This is a genomic window from Pseudomonas sp. s4, from assembly GCF_046764235.1.
Lineage (GTDB): Bacteria > Pseudomonadota > Gammaproteobacteria > Pseudomonadales > Pseudomonadaceae > Aquipseudomonas > Aquipseudomonas asiatica.
The window spans coordinates 1,207,029-1,218,451 of record NZ_CP177209.1 but is presented as its reverse complement, the minus strand read 5'-3'; the positions used below and the strand labels follow the sequence as shown (position 1 = coordinate 1,218,451).

General features: G+C 64.3%; 10 protein-coding genes. 1 reads left to right on the top strand and 9 read right to left on the bottom strand.

The window, feature by feature from the left end; all coding sequences use genetic code 11:
* The first annotated feature begins 29 nt into the window (after positions 1-29).
* Positions 30-893 (top strand): DNA-binding transcriptional regulator HexR, encoded by an 864-nt coding sequence (gene hexR, locus ACK56M_RS05740; RefSeq protein WP_169774905.1) that lies wholly within the window; start codon positions 30-32, stop codon positions 891-893.
* Here the strand turns inward: hexR and ACK56M_RS05735 are convergent.
* From ACK56M_RS05735 to gltR, 9 genes are all read right to left on the bottom strand, one after another.
* Positions 886-1,740 (bottom strand): D-hexose-6-phosphate mutarotase, encoded by an 855-nt coding sequence (locus ACK56M_RS05735; RefSeq protein WP_013971129.1) that lies wholly within the window; start codon positions 1,738-1,740, stop codon positions 886-888. The two genes, hexR and ACK56M_RS05735, sit on opposite strands and share 8 nt — an antisense overlap.
* A gap of 116 nt (positions 1,741-1,856) precedes the next feature.
* The gene (locus ACK56M_RS05730; RefSeq protein ID WP_224765936.1) at positions 1,857-3,149 is read right to left on the bottom strand and encodes a carbohydrate porin; all 1,293 of its coding nucleotides are present in this window, start codon (positions 3,147-3,149) and stop codon (positions 1,857-1,859) included.
* Positions 3,150-3,250: 101 nt separating this feature from the next.
* Positions 3,251-4,405 carry an ABC transporter ATP-binding protein gene (locus tag ACK56M_RS05725; RefSeq protein WP_015269098.1) on the bottom strand — a complete coding sequence of 385 codons (1,155 nt, stop codon included), beginning with the start codon at positions 4,403-4,405 and terminating at the stop codon, positions 3,251-3,253.
* A gap of 3 nt (positions 4,406-4,408) precedes the next feature.
* Positions 4,409-5,254, bottom strand: coding sequence for a carbohydrate ABC transporter permease (locus ACK56M_RS05720; RefSeq protein WP_003257967.1), 846 nt, complete (start codon positions 5,252-5,254; stop codon positions 4,409-4,411).
* Entirely contained in the window at positions 5,247-6,155 is a 909-nt protein-coding gene (locus ACK56M_RS05715; RefSeq protein WP_013971125.1) for a carbohydrate ABC transporter permease, read from the bottom strand. The genes ACK56M_RS05720 and ACK56M_RS05715 overlap by 8 nt, the downstream gene beginning before the upstream one ends.
* Positions 6,156-6,336: 181 nt before the next feature.
* Positions 6,337-7,623, bottom strand: a complete 1,287-nt coding sequence (locus tag ACK56M_RS05710; protein WP_054573357.1) for an ABC transporter substrate-binding protein — start codon at positions 7,621-7,623, stop codon at positions 6,337-6,339.
* Positions 7,624-7,727: 104 nt separating this feature from the next.
* Positions 7,728-8,978 (bottom strand): AGE family epimerase/isomerase, encoded by a 1,251-nt coding sequence (locus ACK56M_RS05705; RefSeq protein WP_411959295.1) that lies wholly within the window; start codon positions 8,976-8,978, stop codon positions 7,728-7,730.
* A gap of 240 nt (positions 8,979-9,218) precedes the next feature.
* Positions 9,219-10,673 (bottom strand): ATP-binding protein, encoded by a 1,455-nt coding sequence (locus ACK56M_RS05700; RefSeq protein WP_043935373.1) that lies wholly within the window; start codon positions 10,671-10,673, stop codon positions 9,219-9,221.
* Entirely contained in the window at positions 10,654-11,379 is a 726-nt protein-coding gene (gene gltR, locus ACK56M_RS05695; RefSeq protein ID WP_003257963.1) for a two-component system response regulator GltR, read from the bottom strand. The genes ACK56M_RS05700 and gltR overlap by 20 nt, the downstream gene beginning before the upstream one ends.
* Positions 11,380-11,423: the final 44 nt, after the last annotated feature.

Sequence of the window (11,423 nt, the reverse complement as noted above, 5' to 3'; positions counted from 1 at the left end):
CCCGACCCAAGGACACACCCATGGACCGCGTGCGAAACCTCCTGGAACAGATCCAGGGCCGCCTCGACGAGCTGAACAAGGCCGAACGCAAAGTCGCCGAAGTCATCCTGCTCAATCCGCAACAAGCCACCCGTTTCAGCATCGCTGCGCTGGCCCAGGCGGCCAAGGTCAGCGAACCGACCGTCAACCGCTTCTGCCGCTCGTTCGGCGTCAGCGGCTACCCCGAGCTCAAGCTGCAGCTGGCGCAGAGCCTGGCCAGCGGCGCCGCCTACGTCAGCCGCGCGGTGGAGGCTGACGATGACCCGGCAGCCTACACCCAGAAGATCTTCGCCAGTGCCATCGCCTCGCTCGACAGCGCCTGCCAGCAGCTCGACCCGCAACAGGTCAGCCGTGCCGTGGACATGATGATCCAGGCCCGGCAGATCCACTTCTTCGGCCTGGGCGCCTCGGCCCCGGTGGCGCTGGACGCCCAGCACAAGTTCTTCCGCTTCAACCTGGCAGTATCGGCCCACGCCGACGTGCTGATGCAGCGCATGCTGGCCTCGGTGGCGCACACCGGCGACCTGTTCGTCATCATCTCCTACACCGGGCGCACCCGCGAACTGGTCGAGGTGGCCCGCCTGGCCCGGGAAAACGGCGCCTCGGTACTGGGCCTGACCGCTGCCGGTTCGCCACTGGCCAATGCCTGCAGCCTGAGCCTGCACATTCCGCTGCCGGAAGACACCGACATCTACATGCCGATGACCTCGCGGATCATCCAGCTGACCGTGCTCGATGTGCTGGCCACCGGCATGACCCTGCGGCGCGGCGTGGACTTCCAGCCGCACCTGCGCAAGATCAAGGAAAGCCTCAACGCCAGCCGCTACCCGATCGAGGACGACGAGCTCAACTGAGCCGGTGGGCCTGCAGGCGCAGGTGGGCACGCTGCCCCGGCGCCAGGCTCAGGCCCTCGCCACTGCCGCTGGCGGCCTCGACACAGACGAAGCGCTGGCATTCACGCCCGGTCACGCCCATCAGCGGGCGGTTGCCCGGGTGCCACACCACCGTGTCGTCGCTGTCACCGGTATCGATGCACAGCTCGCGCTGCCAGGCCGGGTCCTGCAATTGCACCCGCGGCGTGCCGGGGTAGACCTTCTGGCAACCGCCCTTGAGCTTCAGCGCGCCATCTTCACGGCAGGCCTGGCGGTTCAGGCGGTCGTAGCCTTCGATATCCTCCAACCCGGACAGCGCTATCTCGGACACGTCACTGATGCGCCAGTAGGCCAGCAAGGCATGGCTCAGCTGACAGGGTTCGCTGTCCTGGTGCTCGGTGCTCAGGCTCAGCTCCATGCGGCTACCCAGCCGGGCATGCAGGTCGACCTGCCAGTCGCACAGGTCCAGCCGCCATTTCAGGGTTACGCCCTCCTCGTCCTCGCGGCTGTCCACCAGCTTCCAGTCGAGCAGGCGCGCCCAGCCATGGGCGGGCCACAAGTCCTCGCTGGGGTGGCGTCCATACCATGGCCAGCACACCGGCACGCCACCGCGGATCGCCCCCACCTGCGGCCACTGCTCGGCGCACCACAGCCAGGGCCGTTCACCCGCTGGTTGAAAATGCAGCAGTTGCGCACCCTGGCGGCTGAACACCGCCTGGCAACGGGGATGGTCGATGATCAGCACATCGCGCTGCTGGTAACGCTCCCACTCGAATGTCGGCCGGGGCCGCTGCGAGGTGAAGAAGCGATGGAGCGGATGTTCGGGCATGGTTCAGAGCTCTTGTTGTTTGAGATAGCGCTGTCTCGGCCTATCCCCGACAACCACTGAAGACCAGTGGTTGCCGGGTACCGAAGTGGATTGGCGTAAATTTACAACAATTGCTCTCAGAATGACGACTGAATCTTCAACCCTGCGACCAGCGCGTTGTCCACCTCATCCACGCCGCCGGGGCTCTTGATGTACTGCAGGTTGGGCCGCACGGTCAGCCAGTTGGTGACGTGGAAGCCGTAGTAGAGCTCGGCGTTGTACTCGGTACGCTGCAGCGGCACGAAGCCTGGGTTGTCGTAATCGCTGATGCCGCTCTGGGCGTTGAGCAGTTCGGCGCGTTTCTTCACGTCGTCATTCACATGAATGCGCGCCACGCCGAAGCCGATATCGTCCTTGGGCCGGGCGTCGAATGCGCCTTTGTAGACCAAGCCCACTTGCTGATAGTTGTCGACGACGTTGGTGGCCTTGTCGTGCACGGTGAAGTTGGCGAACAGGCTCAGGCCACGGTTTACATCGCCGCCATGGGCAGTGACCTGCTGCTGTGCCACCACCCACCAGCCATGCTTGCTGGAGTGCGACTTGAAGGCCTCGCCCGTCAGCGCCTGCGGGTTGCCGTTGACGTCATCGAACACATCGTCGGCCTTGGCCGTGCTGTAGTAGTAACCCAGGCGGTACTCGCCCGGCAGGCCATTGACCTTGGGTGACCACACCGCTTCCACCGGCAGGATCGCGCCTTTGGTGCCGCTGCCACTGAGCTTGAAGCCGTTGCCGGTTTCCAGGTTGGAAGGGTTCTGCTCGAAGGCACCGACCTGAACGAAGAATTCCGGAGTGATGTTGTATTTCACCCGCAGCGCCCACTGGCTGACCGGCCAGTTGTACCAGATGCCGCCAACCCAGTTGCCCACCTGCGAGCCGCAGAAGGCCAGGTTCTGGAAGTCGCAGGGGAAACTGTTGAAGTCCTCGCCCTCGCCGAAGCGGCCGAATTTCACGTCCAGCGCACCGTCGAAGTACTTCTGCTTGACCCACATCTGGGTCAGGCGCCAAGTCTGGCCGCGGCCCCACACTTCCTGCACCGAGCTGAACTGTCCGGCGCGCGGGTCGCTGATGCGGTCGTTGGACAGGTTGCGGCCGCTGCGCTCGGTGATCGCCAGCTTGAACTCGGCGTCGTGCCAGCCAAAGATTTTCTGCAGGTCCAGGTGCGCGCCGAGGGCGAACTGGTCGCTGTAGCGCGCAGTCTTGTCGTCGTTGTATCCACCGTGCAGGTTACCGGCAACCTCGCCGACGTAATCGAGGGTGAAGTCATAGCCCTTTTCCAGCAACTCGGTGCGGGTGCCGCCCCAGTCGCCGGTCATCCACTTCGATTCGCTGGAGAAAGCTTCGGCAGCCTGAACGCTGCTGCCAACAGCCATCGCCAGTGGCGCGAGCAAGGCCAGCGAGCCCAATGTCCTGATGCGTTTGCGCTGTTCCATCCCTTTGCGTCCTCTTTTTCTTATTTGATGGTGTAGACGAGTTATCGGCCCTTGAAGTGCGCCACGTTGTCTTTCATGGTTGCAGCAGTGGTGGCCAGGTGCAGGCGCTCGCCGCTGGCGGCGTCGAACAGCAGCACCCGGGCTGGGTCGAATTGCAGGTTCAGGTTATCGCCGACCCGGCACGCCACATCCGGCGCCAGGCGGCAGCAGACCTTGGTCTGGTTGAGGGTGACGAATACCAGCAGGTCTGGCCCGGTGGGCTCGGTCACCTGCACCTCGGCGCGAATGCCGGGCAGGCCATTGCCCTCGGCTGCCCCCAGGGCAATCTGCTCGGGGCGGATGCCGAGGATGACCTCGCGGCCATCCATCTCGTCCGCGGCCATTCCCAAGGGCAGCTCGCAACGCGCCTGGCCGCTGTCGAGCACGGCCAGCAGGCGCCCGTCCTGTTGCGTGAGGCGCACCGGGATGAAATTCATCGGCGGCGAGCCGATGAAGCTGGCGACGAACTGGTTGGACGGATCGTTGTAGATCTGCTGCGGGGTGCCGAACTGCTGGATGATGCCGTCCTTCATCACCGCCACCTTGTCGCCCAGGGTCATGGCCTCGATCTGGTCATGGGTGACGTACACGGTGGTGGTCTTCAGGCGCTGGTGCATCAGTTTCATTTCGGTGCGCATCTCGACGCGCAACTTGGCATCGAGGTTGGACAGCGGTTCATCGAACAGGTAGATCTTCGGCCGCCGTGCCAGCGCCCGGCCCATGGCCACGCGCTGTTGCTGGCCACCGGACAGCTGCGCCGGCTTGCGCGCCAGCAGGTGCTCGATCTGCAACAGCTTGGCCACCCGCGCCACTTCCTCGTCGATTGCAGCTTGCGGCAGCTTGCGGATCTTCAGGCCGAACTCGATGTTCTCGCGCACGCTCATGGTCGGGTACAGCGCGTAGGACTGGAACACCATGGCGATGTCGCGGTCCTTGGGGCTCATGCCGCTGACGTCCTGCTGGTCGATGAGTATCGCGCCGCCGGTGATCTGCTCCAGCCCGGCGATGCAGTTCATCAAGGTCGACTTGCCGCAGCCCGAGGGGCCGACCAGGATCAGGAACTCGCCATCCTTGATCGACAGCTGGATGTCCTTGAGGGTGTCCGGCAAACCGCTACCGTATGTCTTGTTCACATTGCGAAGTTCGAGCGTTGCCATGACTTACCCCTTTACCGCGCCAGCAGTCAGCCCGCGGACGAAATATTTGCCTGCCACCACGTAGACCAGCAGGGTTGGCAGGCCGGCGATCATCGCCGCCGCCATGTCGACGTTGTATTCCTTGGCCCCGGTGCTGGTATTGACCAGGTTGTTCAGGGCCACGGTAATCGGTTGCGAATCGCCGCTGGAGAACACCACCCCGAACAGGAAGTCGTTCCAGATCTGGGTGAACTGCCAGATCAGGCAGACCATGATGATCGGCGTGGACATCGGCAGGATGATGCGGCGGAAGATGGTGAAGAACCCGGCACCGTCCAGACGCGCGGCCTTGACCAGCGCATCGGGGATGCTTACGTAGAAGTTGCGGAAGAACAGCGTGGTGAAGGCCAGGCCGTAGACCACGTGCACCAGCACCAGGCCGGTCGTGGTGCTGGCCAGGCCGAGCTTGCCGAGGGTGAACGAGGCCGGCAGCAGTACAGTCTGGAACGGCAGGAAGCAGCCGAACAGCAGCAGGCCGAAGAACAGCTGCGAACCGCGGAAGCGCCACATCGACAGCACATAGCCGTTCAGCGCGCCGATGGCGGTGGAGATCAGCACCGCTGGCACGGTGATCATGATCGAATTCCAGAAGTAACCGCTGACCGTGCTCCAGGCCTTGACCCAACCGATGCCGGTAAATACTGCCGGCCAGCTCAGCAGGTTGCCGGTGCTGATGTCTTCCGGGGTCTTGAAGCTGGTCAGCAGCATCACCACCAACGGTACCAGGTACAGCAGCACCGCCAGCAACAGCACCGCGTGGATGGCGATGCGGCTCGGGCTCAGCACCGCTTTGTCGAGAGGGCTATGCATGGCGTTTGCTCCGCAGCTCCGAGTACAGGTAAGGCACGAGGATCGCCAGGATCGCCCCGAGCATCAGGATGGCGCTGGCCGAGCCCATGCCCATCTGGCCGCGGCTGAAGGTGAACGAATACATGAACATCGCCGGCAGGTCGGACGAGTAGCCTGGGCCGCCGGCAGTCATCGCCGCCACCAGGTCGAAGCTCTTGATGGCAATGTGCGCGAGGATCATCAGCGAGCTGAAGAACACCGGGCGCAGGCTGGGCAGTACCACGCGCCAGTAGATGCGCGGCAGGCTGGCGCCGTCGATCTGCGCGGCACGGATGATCGACGGGTCGACGCCACGCAGGCCGGCAAGGAACATTGCCATGATGAAACCCGAGGCCTGCCACACGGCGGCGATCACCAGGCAGTACACCACCCGGTCGGGATCAATCAGCCAGTCCAGGCGAAAGCCCTCCCAGCCCCAGTCACGCAGCAGCTTGTCCAGGCCCATGCCGGGGTTGAGCAGCCACTTCCAGGCGGTACCGGTGACGATCATCGACAGCGCCATGGGGTACAGGTAGATGGTGCGGATGAAACCTTCGCGACGGATGCGCTGGTCCAGCAAGACCGCCAGTACTACGCCGATGACCAGGCTGATGGCGATGAACAGGCCGCCGAACAGCAGCAGGTTCTTGCTTGCCACCCACCAGCGGTCGTTGTCGAACAGCCGGGCGTATTGCGCCAGGCCGGCCCATTTGTAGGTCGGCAGGAAGGTCGAGGTGGTGAAGGACAGAACGAAGGTCCAGAGGATGTAGCCGTAGAAGCCCACCAGGATGATGAACATGCTAGGCGCCAGCACCAGCTTGGGCAGCCAGCGCTGTAGCGCGTCCAGGGGTGAGGCCCGCAGTTGGGCGGTTGCTGTGGTCATGGTTCACCTCAAAGGCGCCGCACTCCCCTGTAGGAGCGGCCTTGTGTCGCGATGGGCTGCGCAGCAGCCCCAAAGGACTCAAGGTCGATTACCTACCTTAAAGATCGAGTGCGCAGGTTATGGGGCTGCTGCGCAGCCCATCGCGACACAAGGCCGCTCCTACAACGGAATCGCGTCAGCTTTACTGGGCAGACTTGATCGCCGCCGCCAGCTTCTTCGCCGCATCGGCCGGGTCGGCCTTGGGGTCGTTGATGTAGTTGGTCACCACATCGAAGAACGCGCCCTGCACGGCCAGCGTGGTGGCCATGTTGTGCGCCATGCTCGGCTGCAGGCCGCCATTTTTGGCATCGGCCAGGAAGTCCTTGGCAGAGGTCTGCGCGCAGGCGTCGAAGCCATACTTGCCCATGTCGGCCAGCATGTCGTTGCGCACCGGGATCGAGCCCTTGTTGCTGCTGAAGACCTTCTGGAAGTCCTCACCCAGCACCTTGCGGGCAATGTCCTGCTGGCCGGCAGACGTGCCGGCGTCGTTCTGCTTGAACACCACCAGCGAGTCGATGTTGTACAGGAAGGCCTTTTCGGTGCCGGGGAACGGCACGCACTGGTAGTCCTTGCCGGCGGTCTTCTTCGCCAGGGTCCATTCGCTCTTGGCCCAGTCGCCCATGATCTGCATGCCGGCCTTGCCGTTGATGACCTTGGCCGCTTCCAGGTTCCAGTCCTGGCCTTTGCCATCCGGGTCCATGTAGGTGGCGACCTTTTTCAGTTCGGTCAGCGCCTTGACCATCTCCGGGCCGGTCAGGGCCGCGCTGTCGAGGTCGACCAGGGCCTTCTTGTAGCCATCGGCCCCCATCACCGCCAGCACCACGCTTTCGAACACGGTGCTGTCCTGCCACGGCTGGCCGCCATGGGCGAGCGGGATGAAGCCGGCGGCCTTGAGCTTGTCGGCGGCGGCATAGAATTCGTCGAGGGTGGCTGGCGCCTTGTCGATCCCGGCCTTCTTGAAGACGTCGGGATTGATCCACAGCCAGTTGATGCGGTGGATGTTCACCGGGACGGCGACATAGTCACCGTCGTACTTGACGGTGTCCGCGACTTTCTTGTCGAGCAGTGAGTCCCACTTTTCTTCCTTGGCCACATCCTTGAGCACATCGGCGTCGAGCAGGCCGGTGGCAGCCCAGTCCTGGATGTCCGGGCCCTTGATCTGCGCGACACCCGGCGGGTTGCCGGCCACGGCGCGGCTCTTGAGCACGGTCATGGCGGTGGCACCACCACCACCGGCGACGGCGCCGTCCTTCCAGGTGAAGCCATCCTTTTCAACCTGGGCCTTGAGCACATCGACCGCCGCTTTTTCACCACCGGAGGTCCACCAGTGCACGACCTCGACACTGCCTTTGGCATCGGCAGCCAAGGCACTCAGCGGGAACAAGGAGGCCAGTGAGATTGCGGCAGCGAGACGGAGCGTGGAATTCATCGAAGCACCTTTCTTGTTGTTATGCCGTGCAAGTCGATCGCTTGCGTTGCATGAAGTCTAAACAGCGTGCTCGCCTCGCCAGGTAACGAAGCGATGCGCGAATGTCATCGTTTGGTTACATTGCCGGCCAGGCTGCTGGCCAGGCTGGGTGCCAGTGGCAAGCCCGGCAGCAGCAGCGCCTGGTAGGCATGGTAGAGGTCGGGTTTGCCTGGCCAGATGGTCGCAGCGGGCTGGTTGTGTGCATCGAGCTCGTGGTGCCAGCTGCCAGCGCCATGGTCGATGAAATGGTTGGCGATGAAGTCCCAGCAACGGCGGTACCACTGTTCGTAGTGCGCCTCGCCCGTGCGCAGCAACAGGGCCGCGGCGGCGGCGCAGGCTTCGGCATGCACCCAGTGCAGGCGTGCGCGCACCACCGGGCGATCGGCCCAGTCCAGGGTGTAGACGAAACCAGGTGTGCCATCGACGCTCCAGGCCTGCCGGCAGGCTGTGTCGAATAATGCGCGGGCGCAGTCTGGCAGCCACTGCGGGGCTTGCAGGCCGGACCGTTCCAGGCTGGCCTCCAGGTGCAGCAGCAACCGCGCCCACTCCAGGGCATGCCCGGGCGTGGAGCCATAAGGCCGGAAGTGGTCTGCCGGGTGCGCCTGGTTGTAGTGCGGCAGCGGCTGCCAGAGGGCGTCGAAATGCTCGATGACCCGGTAGCCGTTGGCGGCGGCATGGGTATGGATGATGCGTTCGGCGATGCGCAAGGCGCGTTGCAGCCACAGGTTGTCGCCAGTTACGTCTGCCAGGGCCAGGAAGGCCTCGACCGCATGCATGTTGCTGTTGGCGCCACGGTACTGCTCGGGCAACTGCCAGGCGCGGGAGAAGGCTTCCCGCAGGGGACCCTCCTCTTCGCTCCAGAAATGCGCTTCGAGCACCTGCACCGCGTCTGCCAGCAGGGCTGGTGCACCACCAGCACCTGCCATCACAGCCGAGCAGGCGGCCAGGGCGACAAAGGCATGCAGGTAAGCCGCCTTGCCGCTGTCGTCATGGCCACCGGGGTGGGCGAACCAGCCGCCGTAGGTGGCATCCTGCAGCGCACCACGCAGGGCGGCCACACCGTGTTCGGCATAGGCCAGGTAGCCGGGCACCCCCTGCAGGTGGGCCAGGGCAAAGCAGTGGGTCATGCGGGTGGTGATCAGGGTTTCGGCGCGGGCACCGGGGGCAAGCAGGCCTGCGGCGTCGAGGCTACCGAAGCCATCGTGCAGTTTCGAAGCCGTGGCGAAGGCCAGCAGGCGTTGCCCTTCTGCCATGCGCCAGGCGTTGTGGGCCGGGGCATCGAGCCAGCGGGTGGAAGCCAGGTTGGAGGTGCTCATGGGCCAGCTTGATCCTTGCCAGTCGTCTGCGAATTCTAGTGAGCGGGCCTGGATGGGAATGTCACCAAGGAGGGTGGATTTGTCACCAGTCAGTGACATTTGTGTTGCCTGTGCCGGCCTCTTCGCGGGTAAAACCGCTCCTACAGGTTTTTGCGTTAGCCTCGGAGTCTGCATGGACCTGTGAGGTCTTTGTGGGAGCGGGTTTACCCGCGAAGGGGCCGGTAGAGGCAATACAACCCTTCAGTCCATGCCCCGCGGCAGATACAAGGTCACCCGCAACCCGCCCTCACGCAGGTTCAGCAAGCTCACCTCCCCGCCATGGCTATGGGCAATGTTGCGCGCAATCCCCAACCCCAGCCCGTACCCCTGTTGCTGCCCGGCCAGACGGAAGTGCGGCTCGAACACCTGCTCCAGCTGCTGCTGCGGCACCCCCGGCCCCTGGTCATCCACCTGCAGGACAAAACCCTCGGCATTGTCGATGATGCGCAACCGTGCCCGCTCGCCGTACTTGATGGCATTGTCGATCAGGTTGCCGATGCAGCGCCGCAACGCCAGCGGCTTGCCCGGGTACGGCGCCAGCGCCCGGCCTTCGAGCGTTATGCGGCCATCGCCCAGGTAAGGCTCGGCCAGGATTTCCAGCACCTGGTTGAGGTCGACCGGCTCGATGTTCTCGTGGATGTCGGTGTCCTTCACGCACTGCAACGCGCCTTTGACCAGCAGTTCCAGCTCGTCCAGATCCTGGCTGAACTTGGCCTGCAGGCGCTCGTCCTCCAGCAGCTCGACGCGCAGGCGCAAGCGGGTGATCGGCGTGCGCAGGTCGTGGGAAATGGCACTGAACAGCTGGCTGCGCTCGGTCAGGTATCGGCTGATGCGCTCGCGCATGCTGTTGAACGCACGCCCCACCTCGACCACCTCGCTGCCACCGCCTTCGGCCACCGGCGCCACATCGGCGCCCAGCGACATCTCCCGCGCAGCCCGCGCCAGGCGCTTGAGCGGCCAGCTTTGCCAGTGCACCAGCAAGCCGATGAACAACAGCAGCAAGGCCGTGGTCAGCACGATGAAGCCGATCTGCTGACGCGGCAGGCGCTCGGCCTCCAGGCTGGTGTAGGGCTCGGGCAGCAGCGAGGCGATGTACAGCCACTCACCCTCGCCCAGGCGGATCTGGGTTACCAGCACCGGCGGGTTGAGTGGCTCCAGGGTCAGCGAGTAATGCGCCCAGGAGCGTGGCAGTTCGTCAAGCTTCAGCCCGCTGTTGAAGATACGCAGGTCGTCCGGCCCGACGAACTCCACGGAAATTTCCATCTGCGAACCCAGGCGCTCATGCAGCACTTGCTGGAACACATCGATCACCGCCTGCTTGCGTGGGGTAACGGGCAGTAGCGGCATGTCCAGCGGCTTGGCGTTGAGGGACACGAAAAAGCGCGTGCCGCCCATGCTGCGCAGCTGGTCGAGGACCATCGGCCGGTACGCCACCGGCAACGAGCGGAAGTAGCTGACACTGGCACTCATCGAATGAGCCAGGCTGCTGGCGCTGGCACGCAGGCCCTGCAACTGGCTGGCGCGCAATTGGGCAACCCAGATGATGCTCGACAACCCCTGGGCCAGCAGCACTACCAGCAGGGTCAGCAGCAGCATGCGCCCCAGTAGCGAACGCGGCAGCAGACGCCAGCGCCGCTCAGGGCGCATTGCAGACATGGGCAGCCAACAGGTAACCGCTGCCGCGTACGGTGCGGATCAGCCTGGGTGGTTTGTCGGTATCGCGCAGGCGCTGGCGCAGGCGGCTGACCGCCATGTCGACGATGCGGTCCAGTGGCATCGGCTCGCGACCACGGGTGGCGTTGCCGATGGTGTCGCGGTCGAGGATCTGCTGTGGGTGGTCGAGGAACAGCTTGAGCAGGGCGAAGTCGGCGCCGGAGAGAATCACTTCCTCACCGTCGCGATGGAACAGGCGGTGGCTGACCGTGTCCAGGCGCCAGTCGTCGAAGGCCAGCACCGCACTGCCCGGCGCCGCCTGGCCGAACTCGGCGCGGCGCAGCAGAGCCTTGATCCGCGCTTGCAGTTCGCGGGGGCTGAATGGCTTGCCCAGGTAGTCGTCGGCGCCCAGCTCCAGGCCGATGACCCGGTCGGTTTCGTCGGAGCTGGCGGTGAGCATGATGATCGGTACCCGTGCCTGTCGCGGGTGCTGGCGTACCCAGCGGCACAAGCTGAAGCCGTCTTCGTCGGGCAGCATGACATCGAGGATGACCAGGTCGCAGGGGGTGGTTTCCAGCGCGCGGCGAAAGCCCTTGCCGTCGGCTTCGGCATGCACCTGGAAGCCGGAGCGGCTCAGGTAGGTTTGCAGCAGTTCGCGGATTTCCTGGTCGTCGTCGACCATCAGGATCGATTTGCCGGCAGTGCTCAAGGTGGTCCTTCCTCTTGTTGATTGCAGGTCTTTTTGCCTGCTGT